Here is a 20,981-nt window from a genome sequence, read left to right as displayed (position 1 = left end):
GACCCGTGGATCAATTAACGAAAGCAGCGTGGCTCATTCCGCTCTTCCCGTTTGCTTCCTTTCTGCTGCTGACGGCCCTGGGCAGGAGCTACCGGCTGGCTGGCGTGCTGATCGGTTCGATTGGCTCGCTTGCGTCGCTGGTCATGTCCCTGCTTGTTTTTATCGAGAGACTAGGGCCGAATGCAGTAGATTACAGCGGCGACAGCTACAAATGGATTGGTCTTGGCGAATATACGCTTAAGATCGGTTTTGAAATCACGAATCTGAATGCCCTTATGCTTGTAATCGTGACGGTGGTCAGCTTTCTCGTGAACGTGTATTCGGCCGGCTATATGAAAAAGGATGAGCGGATCACCGTCTTTTACGGCTATGTCGCGCTCTTTACCTTTGCGATGCTGGGGCTGGTGCTGTCGGACAATATGCTGGTCTTCTATATGTTCTGGGAGCTGGTTGGCGTCTGCTCTTTCTTGCTTGTTGGCTTCTGGTATGCAAAACCGGCGGCCCGCGCAGCGGCGAAAAAGGCGTTTATCGTGACCAGAATCGGCGATGCGGGGCTGCTGCTTGGCATTATCGTGCTGTTCTGGTATATGCCCGGCCATGCGCTTGATTTCAGCAGTATACATAATGTATTTACCGAAGGGCAGTCCGGTACGATAACGATGACCATCACAACCTCGATTGCCCTGCTTCTGTTCATGGGAGTCATCGGCAAGTCCGGTCAATTCCCGCTGCACGTGTGGCTTCCGGATGCGATGGAGGGGCCAACGCCGATCAGTGCCTTGATCCATGCGGCGACGATGGTAGCGGCCGGCGTATTCCTCCTCGCGAGAACGTTTGACATCTTCGAGGCCTCCGCGTCTGCGATGCATACGGTTGCCTACTTCGGCGGGTTTACGGCGATATTCGCCGCAACCGTAGCGCTCGCGCAAAACGATATTAAACGGATTCTTGCCTACTCAACCATCAGCCAGCTTGGCTACATGGTTATGGCGATGGGGCTTGGCTCAATGACCGGCGGTGTTTTCCACCTGTTCACGCATGCTTTCTTCAAAGCGCTTCTGTTCCTGGCGGCCGGCAGCGTGATTCATGCGGTACATACCCAGAACATTCACGAGATGGGCGGCCTTGGCTCCAAAATGCGAATCACGGCATGGACCTTCGCAATCGGAGCGTTATCCCTATCCGGCATCCCGCCATTCTCGGGCTTCTGGTCCAAGGATGCGATTCTGGCTTCCGCGCTTGACGAGAATCCGTTCCTGTTTGCCGTTGGACTGGCAGCGGCCTTCTGTACGGCGCTGTATATGTCTCGATTATTCTTCATCGTCTTTATGGGCAAGTCCCGTCTTCAACAGCCAGCCGAGGTGAAGGAATCTTCGAAGGTGATGACTATTCCGCTGCTCGTGCTTGCCGTTATATCGGTTGGAGCGGGTTTTATCGAAACGCCTTGGAACGGTTGGCTGGGCAGCTGGCTGACGGACGGTGCAGAGGAAGTTCATGCAAGCGGCGCGGCGATTGTTGCTTCCATAGCCGTTGGCGTGCTTGGCATTTACGTAGGGTGGCTTATGTACGGCAAAGGCAGCATCGAGCGCGGCGCGGCGGCAGCCAAAATGCCGTGGCTTGTTAATTTGCTGGAGCGCCAATATTACGTGAACGAATTTTATAACGCTGTTATTGTCAACTCGGTTCGCGCCTTGGGAAAAGGCCTGAATGCTTTTGACGAATATGTGATTGGCGGCGCAGTCCGGCTGGTTGGCTTTACCGCTGGAGCGGGCGGCCGGGTGCTGACCAGGCTGAACAACGGGCAGACGCAAACATATGGCTTGACCGCAATTATTGGTCTTATCGTTATTATCGCGGCAATCGTTGGAAGGAGGTTTTGGTAAATGACGGACCTGACCGATCTTCCGATTCTATCGATTATTCTCGTAACCCCGCTTATCGGGCTTCTGGTTGTTCTTCTGCTGCCGAAGCATCGTAACAGGTGGCTGCAGGTGGCAGCTATCGTTGCCACGCTGATTCCGCTTCTCTTGTCCCTATGGCTGTATGCCGATTACGACAAGCATCAGGGCGGCAACACCTTTGAGGAAACGGCTACCTGGGTAGAGGTCCCTTTAAACAAAGAGACGCAAGCCTCGAATGGGGTAACGAACTATACGCTGTCGTTCCAGTATGATGTTGGTATCGACGGTTTGTCCTTGCCTCTTGTTATTCTTACGACGCTGATTACGGCGATGGCGGCTTTTGCTTCCGTTCATGTGAAAAAGCGATGGAAGGCGTTCTACGCCTGGTTTCTGCTCCTGGAGACAGGCGTGCTTGGGGTATTTATGGCGCGGGATTTATTCCTGTTCTTTATTTTCTTCGAAATAACGCTTATCGCGATGTACTTCCTGATCGGGATCTGGGGTTACTTCAACCGGGAGCGGGCCGCTAATCAGTTCGTTATCTATAACGGCCTTGGATCGGCTATCATGCTTATTGCTTTTATTCTTCTCGTTAATACAGCCGGCTTCCATATCGATCAGGATACGTCATCCTTTATTTACAGCGGCAGCTATGCGGATATCCTCCGCAATCTATCCGATCCCTCCGCATGGGTGAACCTTGCTCCGGATCAGACGGGCGGGCTGAACCCGTTTCATATGTCGGAAACGATGCACACGGTTATTTTCCTCCTGCTGGTGGTGGCGTTTGGGATCAAGCTTCCGATTCTGCCGTTCCACACCTGGATGCTGAAGGTCCACAATGAGGCGCATCCGGCAATCGTCATGATTCACTCCGGCGTACTGCTCAAGATGGGCGCATACGGTCTAATCCGGTTCGGTATCGTATTATTCCCCGAGCAGGCGAAGGATTGGGCGGTTGTATTGGCATCACTTGGTCTGGCCAATCTCTTGTACGGGGCGCTTATTGCTTTCCGGCAGACGGATCTCAAGCTGGTGCTCGCTTATTCCTCGATCAGCCATATGGGGATTGTTCTGCTGGGGCTTGCGGCTTTTAACGGGATTGGCTTGCAGGGGGCTGTATTCCAGCTTGTCTCGCATGGTCTGATCTCGGCGCTCCTCTTCCTGATTGTCGGGAGCTTATATGAGAGGACGAAGACCACAACCTTATCCGAGCTTGGCGGGCTGGCGCGATCGATGCCGTTTATCTCGGGTATTCTGCTAGCCGCAGGTCTTGCATCCTTAGGTCTGCCGGGTCTATCGGGCTTTGTAGGCGAGTTCCTGTCGCTGCTTGGTTTGTTCGACAGCCAGCCATGGATTGCCGGCTTCTCGGTTATCGGCGTTATTCTGACCGCCGTATATATCCTGAGGGCTGTACTCAAAACAACTTTTGGCCCTATTGAAGAACGGTATCTCGGAGTTAAGGACGCCAGGCTGGTTGAAGCCCTGCCGATGATTGTGCTGCTGGCGTTTATCCTGCTGCTGGGCTGTTACCCGTCCGTGCTGACGGATACGTTCCAGTACAGCGTTGAAGGCCTGTTCAAGCCGTTATTTTCGTTAAGGATGGGGGGATAAGCGATGACCGAATTTGTACCGCTGACATGGCATGATACGCTTTATCTCGCCCCGGAGCTTATCCTTGCCGCCATGTTCCTGATCCTTATCGTAACGGACTTGATTCTTCCAGGGCGGACGAACCGCGCGATTATCGGCTGGTTGTCTTTAGCGGGTTTGCTGCTGTCGCTTGCAGCCGTCATCTGGCGGATGATTGATATGAATCCGTCCGGCGTATCGGCGGCGGAGGCGGCGGAAGCCGGTAAGGCTATCTCGCTCCTTGGCGCCAGCTATCGGGTGGATGATTACGGTAATTTGTTGAAAATAATATTTTTGATCGGTACGTCATTGGTCGTATTGCTGGGACTTGGCTCCACGCAAAAGGATGACGCGGTAACGGACAAAGCCGAATTCTATTATTTGCTGCTTCCGGCAGCGGCTGGAGCTATGATTATGGCCTCCTCCGGCAACCTCGTGACCTTGTATATCGGACTTGAGCTGCTCAGTATTACGACTTATGTGCTGGTCGGCTTACGGAAGCGCTCGTCACTATCGGCCGAGGCGGCCTTCAAATACGTGGTTACGGGCGGAATCGCATCAGCGTTTGTCCTGTTCGGGATGTCTTATCTGTACGGCGTGACCGGATCGGTAAGCCTGGCGGATTTCCCGACAGCGCTGCCGCAGGCGTTCACGGATTATAAGGCTTTGGTTTATGTAGGGTTCTTCTTCCTGATCGCGGGCTTCGGAATCAAAATCGCAGCTGCGCCGTTCCATATCTGGGCAGCGGATGTTTATCAAGGAGCGCCAACGCCCGTTTCCGCTTTCCTTGCGGTTATTGCGAAGGGAGCAGCACTGGCCGCGGTATTCCGCTTCTTGTACAGCAGCGCGTTTTTCCTCACCGGCGGTCCGGGGAAGCAAGCGGGTGATGATGTCTTCTTCGCCCTGTTGGTCATTGCCGCTGCCGCGATGATAGCCGGTACGGTCTCGGCTCTGCGGCAAAAGCAGGTGAAACGGCTGCTTGCCTTATCCGGCGTAGCGAATGCCGGGTATCTGCTCGTTCCGATTGCGATCTCGGTGACGATCATCCATAGCAACAATTTCTCGGAATTTGTATTCTATCTGGTTGCTTACCTGCTCATGAACGTAGGGGCATTTGCCGTTGTAACGGTCATTGCGAGGGCCGCGGGACATGAAGAGCTGAAGGGCTTCTCCGGTCTCTATTACCGGGCGCCGTGGACAGCGGCAGCTATGCTGATCTTTATATTATCGTTCTCGGGATTGCCGGTTACGGCCGGATTTTTCGGCAAGCTGTTTATCCTGCTCGGAGCGGCAAGCGTAAAAGCTTACTGGCTGGTGGCCATTATGGTAGTCAGCACCGTTATTTCCTACTACTTCTACTTCGGTATTATCCGGCAGATGTTTATGCGGTCGAATGGCGAGGAAGAGGATCGCATTCATGTGCCGGCTGTAACGGGGACTGTCATCTGGATCTGCGCGGCCGCAACGGTTGCCCTTGGCGTATTGCCGGGTCCGCTTATGAAATGGATTGACGCGGTGTTTACGATTCAGGCGGATTTGTTCGTGAGGTAGATGGGGAGAGCCCGGCGGCAGGGTGCCGCTGGGCTTTTTTTGTTGAGAAGGGGAGCGAACTGGATTCGGCGTAGATATGAAAAACATAGGGTGGCTGGCGATGATTCCTCTTGTAGAAAGCGGGAAAGGGAAAGGACGGGACGATAAGACCCTGCCAGGGTCTTATCAAGCTGGTTTGGGGCTGGAATAGGCAGGATAAGACCCTAGCAGGGTCTTATTGCCTTGGAAGTGGATTAATCTAGCTCCATAAGCAGCTTGTTCGCATGGAATAAGACCCTGCGGATCCTTTATCGGGTTAGCTGGCTGGCTGCCGGATTGGAGTGCATAAAACCCTGGCAGGGTCTTATGCACTATGAGGAGAAAGCACGAATGAGTCTAAGTAGGGTGATTTGAGGTGGTATGCGGCGGAAATGCGGGTGAGGCGTAAGTTAAGGTCCCTAAAGGGCTTTAATAGACAAGGCGTAGCTAGTTTGTGTGCGGTTAAGGTCCCTGAGGGACCTTAAGTAGAGTGGCCCTGGTGGGAATGCGGAGGAAATGCGGGTGGAGGCGTAAGTTAAGGTCCTTAAGGGGCCTTAATAGACAAGGCGTAGCTAGTTTGTGTGCGGTTAAGGTCCCTGAGGGACCTTAAGTAGAGTGGCCCTGGTGGGAATGCGGAGGAAATGCGGGTGGAGGCGTAAGTTAAGGTCCTTAAGGGGCCTTAATAGACAAGGCGTAGCTAGTTTGTGTGCGGTTAAGGTCCCTGAGGGCCCTTAAGTAGAGTGGCCGAGGTGGGAATGCGGCGGAAATACGGGTAGAGGCGGAAGTTAAGGTGCCTAAAGGGCTTTAATAGACAAGGCGTAGCTAGTTTGTGTGCGGTTAAGGTTCCTGAGGGACCTTAAGTAGAGTGGCCGTGGTGGGGATGCGGCGGAAATGCGGGTGGAGGCGTGAGTTAAGGTGCCTAAAGGGCTTTGATAGACAAGGCGTAGCTAGTTTGTGTGCGGTTAAGTCCCTGAGGGCCCTTAAGTAGAGTGGCCGAGGTGGGGATGCGGAATATGGGGAATGACGGAAGTGCAGGGGAGATACGAAACTTCGAGGGAGCAAAATGATGGTTATACCAGTCTCTTTACAGGTAATTATCTTTTGCTAGAGACAGGAGATCGGGGTCTGGAAATCGAATGGTAATAAGAGATAAATAGAGACTATTATACAGTCATAGAGAAACGTGTGGCAAGAGCATACGTATAATTTGAGACGGAGACAAATATACCGATAAAGGCAGAAACAGATGAGAAGAGATGCTCTCGGCAGCGTATTGAAAAGAACCCTCCCCGCGCTTCTCCTCGCGGGGATTCTCGCCTGCGGGGCGGCTATGCCCGCCGCCCCTGCAGGCTTAGCCCCGGCTGGGGCCGCTGCGGCGGGCAAAGCCGCCGCCGGCGCCCCCGCCGGGGCAAAAGAGGAGCCGCAAGGCTGGCTCCTCAAATGGCGCGAACCCGCGCAGGCGCATGAGCTGCGCGGGACGCGTGTGCTCCGCCGCCAGAGCAGCGAGGCGGCGGAGGTCTGGCTCGTCCAGCCTGCGGACAGCGGGGCGGACGCCAGTGCTTGGGCCGCCCGGCTGCAACGCGAGCCGGGCGTGGAATACGTGCACCCGAATGAGCGGGTGCATATCCTCGCAGCGGAGCAGACCGCGGCGGATGATCCTGAAATCGGCAAGCAGACCTACCTGAAGCAGATTGGCGCGCTGGAAGCTTGGAAGACCGTGCGGACGCAGACCGATCTGACCATTGCGATTGTGGATACGGGGATTGATCTTGATCACCCGGATTTGAAGCGGAATCTGGTTCCCGGCACCAACTTTGTGCAGCCGAACAAACCGCCGGATGACGATAACGGACACGGAACCGCGGTGGCTGGCGTTATTGCGGCTGCGGGCAATAACGGTTTAGGGGTAAGCGGCATTCTATGGGAAGCCAAGCTGATGCCAATTAAAGCGCTTGACTCGCAGGGAGACGGCACGGAACGCGATTTAGGGGAGGCCATCCTGTATGCGGTCCGTAACGGTGCCCGGATTGTTGTCATGTCGGTTGGCCTTAACCGTTACTCGCCTTATATGCTGGACATCGTTAATTACGCCGAAAGCAAAGGCGTGCTCCTTGTTGCGGCCGCAGGCAACGACGGTCTGACCCACGGGGATAAAGCGGAAGTCAAATATCCCGCCGCTTATCCGACTGTGCTTGGCGTCAGCGGAGCGAAGCCGGACAACACGCCGGATCCGCGTTCGAACCCCGGACCGGAAATCGATCTTGCGGCATCCTGGAATGTATATACGACCGCAATGGGAGGACGCTATAAAAGAGAAGAAGGGACGTCCATGGCGGCCCCGCAGGTTGCGGCTGCGGCTGCGCTGGTCTGGGCCCGTTATCCTTCGCTTGAGCCTTACCAGGTGAGGGAGCTTCTCCGCCAGTCCGCCAAGGATATCGGTGCGCCCGGCTTGGATGACAAATCCGGATACGGTCTGCTGCAGGTGGATAAAGCCGTTACGATGACGGCGAAGTCCGACCGCTTCGAGCCTAACGGCACCCGTGCGAGCGCCAAGCCGCTGCCGGCAGGCAAACAGGTTACGGCGCTGCTCTCCGGCGGAAGCGATCTGGATTGGTATACGTTGGATGCTCCCTATGACGGCACCATAACGCTGAATTTTGAAGGTCTGCCCCCCGAAGGCAGCGCAACGCCGGCTGTCCGTCTATCGCATTATGCCGGCGACACGCTGAAGGCTTCGGCAGAGACCAAGCTCGGGAGCCGCGTAGTTGATTTTGCTGTGAAAAAGGGCAAGCAAGCATTTCTGATTCAATATATGAACACGGACATGGACCTGAAGCTGCCTTATCTGTTGACGGCAACCTTCAGCATGGCCCCGGACAGCTACGAGCCTAATGACAAACCGTACGAGGCGTTTACGCTTCAGCCGCGCAGCCAGAGCATCACCGGCTCGTTTCATCAGCTTGCCGACAGAGACTGGTATGCGGTGACGTTTACGCAAGGCGGTACGCTTAGTCTGCGGGTAACGACCAATACGGTACGGATTGATCCTGAGCTTGCGGTTCAGCAGGCGGGGCAGGCGCTCATGTCTTACGACGAGGAGCGGGAAGGCGAGGCCGAACAGTCTCCCGTTCTAACCGTTTCACCGGGCAAATACTATATCCGGGTGCACAATGCGATAGCTTCCGAAGCAAGTCCCACCGTCGGAACCTACACGCTAAAGATGGACTACGTTCCCAAATACGTGGATCCCAATGAGCCCAACGATAAATATTACGAAGCGCTAATGACAACCTCCGGCACGGAATACGTCGGGGTAATAGGCAGCGCAAGCGATGTTGACTGGTTCCAAATCCGACTTGCGTCAACAAGTGTCGTAGACCTGAATTTGTTTAACGTTCCGGCAGGCAAAATGATGAAGCTGGAAGCATACGATAAGAAGCAGAAGCTGGTCTTTACTCAACTGACCGGACGAAGCGGATCGCTTCAAGCCGCAAATAAGGTTCTGCAGCCTGGCGTGTACTACATAAAACTTACGGCAAACGGCGCTTTTGACAAGCAGTATTACCGTTTTAAAGTGAAGTTCGATCCGCTCGTGGCAGGCTTCCGCGATATCGGCAGCCATTGGTCGAGGGACGCAGTCGTGGAGATGAGCCAGCTTGGCATCGTGAGCGGCACCGGTCCTTATACCTTTGAACCGAACCGTCCGATTACCCGCGCGGAAGCGGTAGCGATGGCAATCAAAGCGTATAAGCCGGTCGTATACGGCATGCCTTCCGATGTCCGCTTCAAGGATCTGGATTACGATCATTGGGCTTACGAAGCGATTGCCAAGGCGGTTCAGAAGGGATGGATAAAAGGATTCCCGGATGGGACCTTCCGTCCGGAACAACCGGTAACAAGAGCCGAGATGGCGATGATTATCGGTTATGCGGATCAGGTAAGGCCCGTAGCGCCGCTTGGCAATCCGTTCAAGGATGTCGGGCGTAACCATTGGGCTGCTCCGATGTTGAACGCACTGAAGCTGAAGGGGGTTATCAGCGGTACGGAGGACAATGTATACGAGCCGGGCAAAAAAGCAAGCAGGGCGGAGTTTACAACGATTTTATACCGGGTATATAGACATTAACCATGGATCAGACATATTGATGTAGAAGGGAAATTAAAACCAGATGGGTATCGATCAAATGGTGAACGATGCGCAAAATGCAACCGGGACCATCGCGTTATTTTCAATCGTCGTTAATTTATTCAGTATAGTATTCGTCTGGTATATCCTGCAGGAGATCAAGCTGGATGTATTCTTTAAATTCCCGCGCAGTCCGAAGGCAAGGATGTTTCAGGTTGTCATGGCGGTTGTTATCGGTCATGGCTTCGCCGGTTTTATACTCGATTATTGGAACTGGACGAAGCTCCTGCGGTATTTTGTCGAATAACAACGTTCAAAAAAGACAACAATGGATACTACAGGACGGTATGAAAATGACACGAGACTACGAACAACTATATATAAAGTCCGGATTCGAATTGAAAATGCTGCCCGCACGGCAACGGAGGGCAGTGCTTTCGACTCGGCATTAGCGGTTTTTTTAGTGCTTTTTGACGATCTTTCTGGTAATAATTTACCGCTTGTCGATTTGTGTAAATGAATGATAAGATGAAGGTTGGATAAAGCATGGATTTGTCATTTTCTTATACTAAAAATGGAACTAATGTTTGGAGAAATTCAGTTCGCGGAGGGAACTATAAGATGACCAAAATTATCGTCCGCGGAGGCCAGCGTCTATCGGGAACGGTCCGTGTCAGCGGTGCAAAAAATGCAGTACTTCCCATTTTGGCGGCCTCGTTATTAGCGGCGGAAGGAGACAGCGTCATCTGTGACGTTCCCCTCCTCGACGATGTAATGACCATTCAGAAAGTATTAGCTTCGTTAGGCGCAAAAATTACTTACAACAATGAGACGATGCAAATTTCTGCGGGGACGATTTCCACCTTTGAGGCTCCATACGAGTTTGTACGCAAAATGCGCGCATCCTTCCTCGTTATGGGTCCGCTTCTCGCCAGAATCGGCAAGGTCCGTATTTCGCTTCCGGGCGGCTGCGCGATTGGTACAAGACCGATTGACCAGCACCTGAAGGGCTTCGAGGCAATGGGAGCGGAGATTACGCTTGGACACGGCTTCATTGAAGCAAGTACTAAGACGCGTCTAAAAGGTGCGAAGATCTATCTGGATGTAGCCAGCGTCGGGGCAACGGAAAATATTATGATGGCCGCCGCTTTGGCGGAAGGCACAACAACGATCGAGAATGCGGCGAAAGAGCCGGAGATCGTTGATCTTGCTAACTACTTGAATGCCATGGGTGCCAAGGTTCGCGGTGCCGGTACCGGCGAGATCCGGATCGAAGGCGTTAAGTGTATGCATGGCGTAACGCATAACGTTATTCCCGACCGTGTGGAAGCAGGCACGTATATGATTGCTGCAGCAATCACGGGCGGAGACGTATTTGTGGAAAATGCGATTGGCGACCATTTGACGCCGGTCATTTCGAAGCTCCAGGAGATGGGCGTGGAAGTTATGGAATCGGATAACGGCATTCGTGTCCGTGCCCCTAAAGCGCTCAAATCGGTGGATGTGAAAACATTGCCGCATCCGGGCTTCCCGACTGACATGCAGTCGCAGATGATGGCGCTCTTGCTTGCATCGGAAGGAACCTCGGTTGTGACGGAGACGGTATTCGAGAACCGCTTCATGCATGTGGAAGAGTTCAAGAAGATGAGCGCGCAGATTAAGGTCGAAGGCCGTTCGGCATTCGTAACCGGCAATGTACCGCTTGTTGGCGCCAAAGTGTGCGCAACCGATCTACGCGCAGGCGCTGCGCTGATCTGTGCGGGTCTTCGCGCAGACGGCGAGACGGAAGTATCCGGCATTTACCACGTAGACCGCGGTTATGTCGATATTACCGGCAAGCTTGCCGCTCTGGGTGCGGATATTAGACGGGTTGAACCGGAAGCCGCGGTAGCCGCAGCGCCAGCCGTAGAGCTTGAGCCGGTCGGCACCTATAAGCGCGAAGCTGCAGTCTTGAAAGTACAGCCTACTTGGGCGTAACGGATAAAATAGTAAAAAAGCTGGTTCCTGACAAAGGAAGCAGCTTTTTTTGTGTGCAATTCTAAATGTTATTGTATGTTCACGTTGACGTGATTTTGAAGCCCATAGTCCCATGCCCATAGGCTTGTTCATGCTCTGTTCATTTTCCCGTGATATATTCGTCGGTAGATATGACCGATGGAGGGTGGAGTACAGTCAATGAAGAAGTGGACATTATGGCTTGGTATAATCATTATTCTTGCTGCCGCCGGCGGGGGCGCGTATTACTACTATTACATGCGCGACGATAAGGCAACAACCGAGACGCCTCTTGCCGTACAGGCTAGAGCGATCAAAGGCGATATTAAGACCTCGATAAGCGGTACGGGCTCGGTAGAGGCCAACTCGAGAGAGACGGTAACCGCAGGCAAAAGCGGCACGATTGCAACTCTTTCCTTCAAAGAAGGGGACAAAGTGAAGAAAGGGCAGGTGCTTGCCACTTTCGAGGACAACGATAATTATGATGATCAGATCGAGTCGATCAACAAAAATATCACCAAAACAAAAGATCAGATCGCTGACAAGCAAGAGGAATATAAACAGGCGATCGGCACCGAAAATGAAGAGCAATCGACGAAATCGATCAAGGATGAGATTGATGATCTAGAGTCCACCATTGATGATTATAACGATCAGCTTGCAAAAATCTATGAGGATCAAGCGAAAGAAGTGAAGCAGGTTATCGCTCCAATTGATGGTGAAGTCACAACCAGCGATATAAGCGTTGGCGATGAGGTTCAGGCGAATACAACCATCGCCGAGATTGTTGACTATACGCATCTTGAGTTTGTTACGAGCATTGATGAGCTGGATATTCCTAACGTTAAGCTGAAGCAAACGGCTCAAATTACGCTTAGCGCAATTACGGACCATTCCCTTGAAGCAACGGTATCCGAAATTGCGAAGGAAGGTACATCTTCCAACGGTTCCGCATCCTACAGCGTAAGCTTGCTGCTCAATGATATTGACGGCGTTATGGTGGGCATGTCCGGCCAGGCGGATATCGTAACGGAACAAAGCGCGGATGCCGTGCTTGTGCCGGTTAATGCGGTTGTTGAATTCGGCGGAAAATCCTATGTCCGCGTGCCTGGCACCGGAAGCGGAACAGGTACGGGAACAGGCGCAGCGGGTTCGGGTACGGCGCCGAGCGGATCAACAAGCGGACAGCAAGGCCAGCGCAATCAAGGTACGCAGGGCGCGACAGGCAATGAAGCGGCGGCTGCCGGCGGCTGGCAGGGCAGAGGCGGAACTGGCGGCAACGGCGAAGGCGGCGGCAGATTCCAAGGTGCCGGCGGAGGAACAACGACGGCGGGAGGCGGCCAAGGTACGGGACGCAATATCGCGGCTGCAGACGGAGGCAGTCAGAGTGGAACGGGAACAACTCCGGGAGGAGCGGCTTCAGGCGGAGGTACAACTCCAGGGGGAGCAGCGCAAGGCACAACGCCAGGCGGTACGATCCCTGGAGGAACTGGCCAGGGCAATGCATCGGGCGGTAATTTCCCTGGAGGCAACGGCGCATCGGGAGGCCAAGGCGGAAGAAACGGCATGGCTAACCAGATGAGAGAGAGCATTACGCTTGGCGGCCAACTGAAGGAAGTGACGGTAGGGATCAGCAACGAGACTTACGTGGAGATCAAATCCGGTCTAGCAGAAGGCGATACCGTTCTGATTCCGGTAGCAACAGGTACGCAAGGCATGGGCTCTTCCTCTACACAGCAGCAAACCCAGCAGTTCGGCGGTTTCGGCGGAGGCGGTTTTGGCGGTAACTTCCCAACTGGCGGCTTTGGCGGCGGAGGCGGAGGCGGAAATGTAAGAACCTCGACACGGGCAGCAACTGGCGGCGGCGGTGGTGCACGATGACCGGGCAATCCGCGCTAATTGAAATGAATGATATCGTCAAATATTACAAAATGGCCGGAGAAAAAATGACGGTCCTGCATAATGTCTCGCTGACGGTCAACCATGGCGATTTTCTGGCCATTGTTGGCCCGTCCGGCTCGGGTAAGTCCACGTTGATGAATATCATCGGCTGTTTGGACGTACCGAATGAAGGCAGCTACAAGCTTGACGGCATGGAGGTTCGCGGACAAAACGACAACAGGCTGACGGAGATGCGCAATAAGAAGATCGGTTTTATCTTTCAAGGGTATCATCTGCTGCCCAGGCTGACGGCGCTCGAGAATTGCGAGCTTCCGCTTATCTACCGGGGATTGTCAGCGAAGGAAAGACGCAGCCGGGCGATGGAAGCGCTGGAGCGCGTTGGACTTGGAGAAAGGGTCGGCCATCGCCAGAATGAATTGTCCGGCGGCCAGCAGCAGCGCGTAGCGATTGCGCGGGCGCTAGCTACCAATCCGCCGCTCCTGCTGGCGGATGAGCCGACAGGCGCGCTTGATTCCAAGACAGGTATGGAAGTGCTCGGCATGATGGAGGAGCTTAACCGTGCCGGACAGACGATTGTACTGATCACGCATGATATGGAAGTTGCCCAGCGTGCCAGACGTACGGTTATTATCCGAGATGGGGTGTTGACGGAGCAGAAAAGGAGGGACAGCCATGAAGATTTCGCAGGGCCTCATAATGGCGGTCAAAAGCGTCTTATCGAACAAGCTTAGAACCATCCTTTCGATGCTCGGCATTCTAATTGGGGTTGCGACCGTTATTGCGCTTGTTGCAATGGGCAAGGCATCATCCAACGAAGTGGCAAGCCAGGTCTCGACGCTTGGAAGCCCGGATTCGCTTTCCGTTACGATTACAGGACGGGGTACGGTAACTTCTTTGTCCGTCGATGAGGCGCTGAAGCTTGGCGATTTGAATAACGTAAGCGGGGTTGCTCCCATTACAAGCACAACCGGCTATGCCAAATACGGTCGGACTCAAGTTTCCGTAAGCGTAGAGGGCATTACGCCTGAATATGAGGAAGTTAAAGACTTCAGCGTGCAGGACGGCCGGTACATTGCGGCTCCAGACATCAATAACAAGACGAAGGTAGCGTTAATCGGTACGCAGACCGCTCAAGACCTGTTCGAGGATGAGAGAGTGGATCCGGAGGATGCAGTCGGACGGAAGATTACGATTAACGGTTATATTTTCACCATTGTCGGCTTGTTGGAATCGAAGGGCGACTCGCTGACGGGCTCCAATGACGAGAAGATTCTTATCCCGATCTCGACAGCCCAGAAGATTTTTCAGGTTAATGGCGTAACCACGATTAATATGAAGGTAACGGACACCAAGCAAATGACTTCGGTTGTGAGCGAGGTGGAAGCGAACCTGTACGAGAAGTTCCGCGGCAACGAGAACGCCTACCGGGTACTTAATCAGGAAGAAGCGATGAAGACGCTGAATTCCGTTAACGAAACGATGAACCGTCAGCTGATCTATGTGGCAGCCATCTCGCTTGTTGTTGGCGGAATCGGGATTATGAATATTATGCTAGTCTCTGTAACGGAGCGTACCCGAGAAATTGGTATACGGAAATCGCTAGGCGCGAAGAAAAGGGATATCTTATTCCAGTTTCTTGTAGAAGCCGTCGTGATAAGCGGCCTCGGCGGACTACTCGGTATCCTTATCGGCAATATAGCCTCTTATATCATAGGCCAGGTCATGAAAACGCCAACCGAAGTACCGATGAATACGATGCTTCTGTCCTTTGGCTTCTCGGCCTTTGTTGGTGTCGTATTTGGATACCTGCCCGCCAACAAAGCAGCAAGTCTACGTCCGGTAGATGCGCTGCGCCATGACTAAAACAATAGAATATACGTCGTGCTTGAACTAGAACCGCGGGTTCTATCCTATTAATCAGGCTCATAGAATAAATCCATCAAGGCCGGCTTTAAGAGAGTTCACTCTCTTAAAGCGGCTTATAGGCGGAGAGGAGATCTATGAGATACGTAATAGGCAGACCGAAACGGGCGATCAGGCGTCCCGGCAGCAGGTGGTTAGCCGCTGTATGCTGGACAGCCTTCGGAATTGGAATAGTGATGAGTATTTCTGTACTGCTGGCGACTTCCGCATACCGGAGCGCCGAATCAAGCAGTGCCGGATCTGATCGGTTCCAGGGGGAGAGCAGCGGCGTAACGTCTAGCAATAAGGCGTCTGCCGACGGGTTCGGGCAGGCGCCTTTGCCGTCTCCATCCGGAAAGCCGAACTCGGCGGCAAGCAGCAAGGAAACGTATATTACGGTCTATTTAACAAAGGAGCAACGTACGGAGCGGGTTACGCTGGAGACCTATGTCAGAGGCGTAGTTGCGGGGGAAATGCCCGCCGATTTTGGTCTTGAGGCGTTAAAGGCCCAGGCTATCGCCGCACGTACTTATATAGTGAGAAGGATTGAGCTTGATGATCATAGCGGCATGCCGGCAACCGGTGCGGCGTCCCGGGCCGATGTCACCGATACGATTGATCATCAAATCTATATTTCGATCGATAAGCTAAAGGAGCTTTGGCCAAAGGGTGAACAGGAGTCGAGAATGGCGAAGCTGAACAAAGCCGTAAGCGAGACTCGCGGGGAAGTGATTACCTATGAAGGCGAACCGATTCAGGCGGTATTTTTCTCCACGAGCAACGGGTATACGGAAAACTCGGAGCAATACTTTCAGGAGGAGCTTCCCTATCTTCGAAGCGTAGCAAGCCCTTGGGACAAACAGCTTTCGCCCCGCTATCAGGAGACGGTGAAGCTGCAACTCTCTGATTTTAATGCAAGACTAGGGCTGGCCAGCAAGAAAAAGCCGGTTATACGGGTGCTGGATAAAACAGAGGGAAACCGAATTGCCGATATTCTGATAGACGGCAAGACGTACACCGGACGGGAAGTGCGGGAGAAGCTTGGACTTGCTTCCTCAGAATTTACATGGAAGCTGGATGGGGACGAGATTGATATAACGACCTTTGGCTACGGTCATGGAGTGGGCATGAGCCAATGGGGAGCCAACGGCATGGCGGAAGAAGGGAAAAGCGCCGAGCAAATCGTAACCTACTATTATACGGGCACAAAAGTCGAACAAGCTTCGAAGCTTGCAGCGAAATTTCGTTAAAAGTTTCATTTCTCAAAAAATAGTAACCCCTCACGTATAAAGCTAGATGTTCTGGCAACAATGGCTAGTGAGGTGATATCAAATGAATGAAAATCAAAACAAACCTAAGCAAGAATCTCCTAAAAACGTACTAGGAGAAGTATCTGCCGCTAAGTCTAGCAATGGCTTTAAAAAACTGCTGTCGAAGAAATGGGTAACCCCGGCAGCGTTTATGGCAGCCGCGGCAATCATCGTAGCCTTAATGTGGATCTACCAGGGTTCGGACAACACCAAAGAAACTTCAGCTACGACTTCCGAAAACACGGAGACCGTTGCAGGCAGCGATGCTGCAAAGCCGGATGACCAAGCGCTCCAAGCGGAAAGAAAAGGCGAGAAATTGGAATGGCCGGTAGTAAACAAAGACAATCTGGATGAAGTGCTCCCTTACTATGATGTAAACGCAACGAGCGACGAGAAAGCGAAAGCCGTTATCCAAATCGGCGATAACACGCTTGCTCCTCACACCGGCGTAGACTTTGCGGATCCAAGCGATCAACCGTTTGACGTACTCGCTGCTCTCTCCGGTAAAGTAACCCGCGTTGAGAAGCATCCTACAAACGGTAACGTTGTAGAGATCAGCCACGGCGACGGTCTCGTAACGGTATATCAAAGCCTTAGCGACATCCAAGTAGCCGTAGGCGACGATGTGAAGCAAGGAACGAAAATCGCAGTAGCGGGCCGCAATGATCTCGAGAAGGATCTCGGCGTTCACCTTCACTTCAGCGTGCAGGAGAACGGCAAGTCGGTTAACCCGGCTTCCGTCGTTGGGCAATCGCTTGCTCAAGAAAAAAAATAGGACGAAAGTCTCACAGGCAGGGGTGGAAACCCCTGCCTGTTTCGTTTTTTTATGAAATTTTTAGGCCAAACACGCCACTAAGGCTTGACCATAAAGAATATATACCCGTACCCCTCATATACTGTACCAAACTATCTCGAGTAGGGAGGCGGGAACGTGCATGATTACATCAAAGAACGAACCATTAAAATAGGTCGCTGCATCGTTGAAACCAAACATACGGTGCGTACGATCGCTAAAGAGTTCGGCGTTTCCAAAAGTACGGTTCATAAGGATTTGACCGAGCGTTTGCCGGAAATCAACCCCGACCTGGCGGACCAGGTGAAGCACATTCTCGAGTACCACAAGTCGATCCGTCATCTGAGGGGAGGGGAAGCTACAAAGATCAAATACAAGAAGACCAGCACGAAGAAACGGGAAGTTATCGCAGCTGGCAAAAGTTAAACATTTTTCGAGTTTTTGTGCACATAAATAAGAGGAATTTTGTGGTTTTTGGCGAATAATGTACATCAGTATGTCCTATGTCGTGGGAACTATTTATGGACGGGATGATTACATTATTGGTTGGAGGACTATAGCCTTATGCTTAGCAAGGATATCGGTATTGATTTGGGTACAGCAAATGTATCCATTCACGTAAAAGGGAAGGGCGTTGTTCTCGACGAACCTTCGGTAGTCGCGATTGAAAGCGATTCGAAACGGGTGCTCGCCGTTGGCGAAGAAGCGCACCGCATGGTTGGGCGTACTCCCGGCAACATCGTTGCCATCCGTCCGCTTCGCGACGGCGTTATTGCCGATTTCGAAATTACGGAAATTATGCTTAAGGCTTTTATTGACCGTGTTGAAGGCCGCAAATGGTTCAGCCGTCCGCGTATTCTGATCTGCGCTCCTACCAATATTACGTCGGTAGAGCAGAAAGCGATCCGCGAAGCGGCTGAACGGAGCGGCGCGAAGGAAGTATTTCTGGAGGAAGAGCCAAAAGCTGCCGCTATCGGGGCTGGAATGGACATATTCCAGCCTAGCGGCAACATGGTCGTAGACATTGGCGGCGGTACTACCGACGTGGCGGTTCTGTCGATGGGCGATGTCGTGACCTCATCCTCGATCAAAGTCGCGGGGGACAAGTTCGACGCAGCGATTATGAAGTATATCAAGGATAAGTACCGTCTTCTGATCGGTGAGCGGACAAGCGAAGATATCAAGATCAAGATCGGTACGGTGTACGAGGATGGACGGCATGACGAGATCGATATTCGCGGACGCGATATGGTGTCCGGTCTGCCGCTGACGATTACCATTCGTTCAGCCGAAGTGCGCGAAGCATTGTGGGATCCGGTGATGTCTATTGTTGCTGCGGCAAAAATGGTGCTGGAGCGCACACCGCCCGAATTGTCGTCCGATATTATCGACCGCGGCGTCATTCTGACCGGCGGCGGCGCGCTGCTGGACGGGCTGGATGCTCTGCTTGCGGACGAGCTTAAGGTTCCTGTTCTTATCGCGGAGGACCCGATGCATTGCGTCGTGAAGGGGACAGGCATCCTTCTTGATAACTTGGACAAGCTCGGCAAAAAAAGCCGGGCCTAAATCTGTGCAATTTGTGCAGGTAGGGCGCTGTGGGGAGCGCGCCGAAGCATAAATGAGTCGAAGGTCGCAGAGAGGATCTATAACGGCGGCCCTGTACGAAGCCGATATTATATATGAAGAGATACGATTTTTTTAAGAGCACGGCTTCGTAAGCGGACCGGCCGGGGAGGCGCCACATGTTAAGAGGTCTTTATACGGCTGCGGCGGGTATGACCGCGCAGCAGCGCAGACATGATACGATAACGAATAATATTACCAATATTAATACGCCTGGTTATAAGCAGACCTATGCGGTAACCCGTTCTTTTCCGGAGATGCTGCTGTCGCTGACGGGAGTAGACCAGAAAGACGAGAAGCAGATTGGCAAGGTCAGCACCGGTGTGTTTGCTGAAGAAAGCCTTGCGATTCATCTGCAGGGCGACCTGATGCAGACGGGCAAATCATCGGATTTTGCCCTTGTCTCCAATATCGATGTGCCGGGAATGGCTTTTGATGCATCAGGCAAGTACGTGTCGCCGGACGGCGATGTGACGTTCCAGCCTCAAGCCTTTTTTACGCTGCAGGACAAGAACGGCGAGATCCGCTATACGCGCGGAGGCTCCTTTACCTTGACGTCGGATGGCTTCTTGGTAGCCGGTGACGGATCGAATGTGCTCGGGGCGGACGGCAACCCGATTCAGTTTCCTCAGGGAGTCAGCCTTGACGGCCTGACCTTGACGGCGGACCAACGTTTTGTTGATGCAAAGACCGGTGCGGATTCAGGAAGACAGCTTTTGCTTACCCGGATCGATAATCCTAACGAGCTGGCCCGCGAAGGGGACGGGAAATTCCGTCTGGCCGGCGATGCCCAGGATGCCCGCCCTGTTGTCGCAGGTGAACGCGTTGAGGTGCGTCAGGGTTACGTAGAGCGCTCCAATGTTGACGCCGCGCAATCCTCGGTAGATTTGATGGCCGCGCTGCGCGCTTATGAAGCGAATCAGAAGGTTATCCAATTCTACGATGAAAGCTTGGATAAAGCGGTGAATCAAGTGGGCCGGGTATAGGGCTTCAAGGAGGCATATATAAATGAACAGCTCGATGATTAATGCCAGCGTATCGATGAATGCTCTTCAGCAAAAATTGGACATGCTGGCGGATAATATTGCGAATGTGAATACGGTAGGCTATAAACGTAAGGAAGCTACCTTCGAAGATTTGCTCAATAATACAAGGAAGCAGCCGGACGCGTTCAATCAGCCCGGAAGATTGACTTCCCTGAATTTCAATCAAGGCTGGGGCTCGAGGCTTGCGATGATTCAGCCGAATCTGCAGCAGGGGACGATCAAAACGACGGAAAAGGATACCGACCTTGCGATTGAAGGCGACGCGTTGTTCGAGGTTGCCGTTAACGCAAACGGGGACCGCGCTTATACCCGCAATGGCGCGCTGCAGTTGACGGTTGCGGCAAACGGTGATACGATTTTGGCAACGCCGGAAGGATATCCGGTTGTTGCGAATACGCCGGCAGGCGAGGGACCTCTTGTCGTGCCAAGCGGTTATCAGCTTCGGGTTAATGCGGACGGTACGGCGGAAGGCGTGGCTACTGACGGAAGCACGATTGAGCTTGGCTCCATCAAGCTTGTTCAAGCAACCCGTCCCGCAGCCTTAACGCTGGTTGCCGACAATTTGTATGAAATAGCCGATGGCATTAACGTTGCAGACGTGCTGCAGAACGTAACGCCAAACGGCGAGAATGGCATAGCGCTTCGTCAAGGCGCCCTAGAGCAATCGAATGTTAACCTGGGTGACGAGATGACGGAGCTTATTAATGTGCAGCGAGCTTACCAGATGGCCGCAAGAGCTTTAACGTCCAGCGACACCATGATGGGGTTAGCCAACAGCCTGCGCAAATAGATAGGGTGAGAGTATGACGGATGAACGGGCGGTTCTGACGCGGAGCGCGCCGAAAAATCAGGAGAAGTCGCCAGTCGAGGAAAGAAGCAAAGCGGTGGGCGGCGACCATTCCGAGAAAAAGCAGCGTTCCACAGGTGCGCGAATCGCATTTTGGATTTTGCGCAAAAGTATGGTGCCGGTCATCATGGTCATTATGCTCATCACCGGTCTGTATGTCGGGTATGCGGTTGTAGGCAAGCAGCCGGGCAGCGATGTATTCCATTGGGAGACCTGGCAGCATATGTATGATTTAGTTTTCTCCGATTCGTAGAACATGAATATTTATTAATGAAGGGCTGTTTCCGGAAGTCATTATGTTATGGTGACTGGGGAGCAGCTTTTTTTGGTTTCCC

The 20,981-nt window shown here is 53.0% G+C and carries 16 protein-coding genes; all 16 read left to right on the top strand.

Features of this window, described 5'->3' with window-relative positions; all coding sequences use genetic code 11:
• Window positions 1-5 precede the first annotated feature (5 nt).
• The 16 genes from nuoL (at window position 6) to PJDR2_RS29130 (ending at window position 20,899) form a co-directional block, all read left to right on the top strand.
• Window positions 6-1,883: an NADH-quinone oxidoreductase subunit L gene (nuoL, locus tag PJDR2_RS29205; RefSeq protein ID WP_015847347.1), complete on the top strand. Its 1,878-nt coding sequence runs from the start codon at window positions 6-8 to the stop codon at window positions 1,881-1,883.
• Window positions 1,884-3,515: a complex I subunit 4 family protein gene (locus PJDR2_RS29200; protein ID WP_015847346.1), complete on the top strand. Its 1,632-nt coding sequence runs from the start codon at window positions 1,884-1,886 to the stop codon at window positions 3,513-3,515.
• A 3-nt stretch (window positions 3,516-3,518) separates the two neighbouring features.
• Window positions 3,519-5,084 carry an NADH-quinone oxidoreductase subunit N gene (locus PJDR2_RS29195; RefSeq protein ID WP_015847345.1) on the top strand — a complete coding sequence of 522 codons (1,566 nt, stop codon included), beginning with the start codon at window positions 3,519-3,521 and terminating at the stop codon, window positions 5,082-5,084.
• Window positions 5,085-6,348: 1,264 nt separating this feature from the next.
• Complete coding sequence (locus tag PJDR2_RS29190) at window positions 6,349-9,228, top strand: S8 family serine peptidase (protein WP_015847344.1); 2,880 nt, start codon at window positions 6,349-6,351, stop codon at window positions 9,226-9,228.
• Window positions 9,229-9,271: 43 nt separating this feature from the next.
• The gene (locus PJDR2_RS29185; RefSeq protein WP_015847343.1) at window positions 9,272-9,535 is read left to right on the top strand and encodes a DUF1146 family protein; all 264 of its coding nucleotides are present in this window, start codon (window positions 9,272-9,274) and stop codon (window positions 9,533-9,535) included.
• A 314-nt stretch (window positions 9,536-9,849) separates the two neighbouring features.
• On the top strand, window positions 9,850-11,205 hold the full coding sequence (gene murA / locus PJDR2_RS29180) for a UDP-N-acetylglucosamine 1-carboxyvinyltransferase (RefSeq protein ID WP_015847342.1): 1,356 nt from the start codon (window positions 9,850-9,852) through the stop codon (window positions 11,203-11,205).
• A gap of 198 nt (window positions 11,206-11,403) precedes the next feature.
• Window positions 11,404-13,104 carry an efflux RND transporter periplasmic adaptor subunit gene (locus tag PJDR2_RS32190; protein WP_015847341.1) on the top strand — a complete coding sequence of 567 codons (1,701 nt, stop codon included), beginning with the start codon at window positions 11,404-11,406 and terminating at the stop codon, window positions 13,102-13,104.
• Window positions 13,101-13,856: an ABC transporter ATP-binding protein gene (locus PJDR2_RS29170; protein ID WP_015847340.1), complete on the top strand. Its 756-nt coding sequence runs from the start codon at window positions 13,101-13,103 to the stop codon at window positions 13,854-13,856. Before PJDR2_RS32190 ends, PJDR2_RS29170 begins: the two co-directional genes overlap by 4 nt.
• A complete protein-coding gene (locus PJDR2_RS29165) occupies window positions 13,798-14,988 on the top strand; it encodes an ABC transporter permease (RefSeq protein WP_015847339.1) in 1,191 nt (396 codons plus the stop codon). Before PJDR2_RS29170 ends, PJDR2_RS29165 begins: the two co-directional genes overlap by 59 nt.
• 137 nt (window positions 14,989-15,125) lie before the next feature.
• The gene (gene spoIID / locus PJDR2_RS29160) at window positions 15,126-16,277 is read left to right on the top strand and encodes a stage II sporulation protein D (protein ID WP_015847338.1); all 1,152 of its coding nucleotides are present in this window, start codon (window positions 15,126-15,128) and stop codon (window positions 16,275-16,277) included.
• 82 nt (window positions 16,278-16,359) lie between these two features.
• Window positions 16,360-17,112 carry a M23 family metallopeptidase gene (locus tag PJDR2_RS29155; protein ID WP_015847337.1) on the top strand — a complete coding sequence of 251 codons (753 nt, stop codon included), beginning with the start codon at window positions 16,360-16,362 and terminating at the stop codon, window positions 17,110-17,112.
• A gap of 156 nt (window positions 17,113-17,268) precedes the next feature.
• A complete protein-coding gene (spoIIID, locus tag PJDR2_RS29150) occupies window positions 17,269-17,556 on the top strand; it encodes a sporulation transcriptional regulator SpoIIID (protein WP_015847336.1) in 288 nt (95 codons plus the stop codon).
• Window positions 17,557-17,694: 138 nt separating this feature from the next.
• A complete protein-coding gene (gene mreB, locus PJDR2_RS29145) occupies window positions 17,695-18,696 on the top strand; it encodes a rod shape-determining protein MreB (protein ID WP_015847335.1) in 1,002 nt (333 codons plus the stop codon).
• A 176-nt stretch (window positions 18,697-18,872) separates the two neighbouring features.
• Window positions 18,873-19,739, top strand: a complete 867-nt coding sequence (locus tag PJDR2_RS29140; RefSeq protein WP_015847334.1) for a flagellar hook-basal body protein — start codon at window positions 18,873-18,875, stop codon at window positions 19,737-19,739.
• Between the two features lie 22 nt (window positions 19,740-19,761).
• Window positions 19,762-20,589, top strand: a complete 828-nt coding sequence (locus tag PJDR2_RS29135) for a flagellar hook-basal body protein (RefSeq protein WP_015847333.1) — start codon at window positions 19,762-19,764, stop codon at window positions 20,587-20,589.
• A 13-nt stretch (window positions 20,590-20,602) separates the two neighbouring features.
• The gene (locus PJDR2_RS29130; RefSeq protein ID WP_015847332.1) at window positions 20,603-20,899 is read left to right on the top strand and encodes a DNA-directed RNA polymerase subunit beta; all 297 of its coding nucleotides are present in this window, start codon (window positions 20,603-20,605) and stop codon (window positions 20,897-20,899) included.
• Window positions 20,900-20,981: the final 82 nt, after the last annotated feature.

Source organism: Paenibacillus sp. JDR-2, from assembly GCF_000023585.1.
In the GTDB taxonomy this organism is placed as follows: domain Bacteria; phylum Bacillota; class Bacilli; order Paenibacillales; family Paenibacillaceae; genus Pristimantibacillus.
Note: the sequence above shows the minus strand (reverse complement) of the source record. Positions and strands in the feature narration are given on the sequence as shown.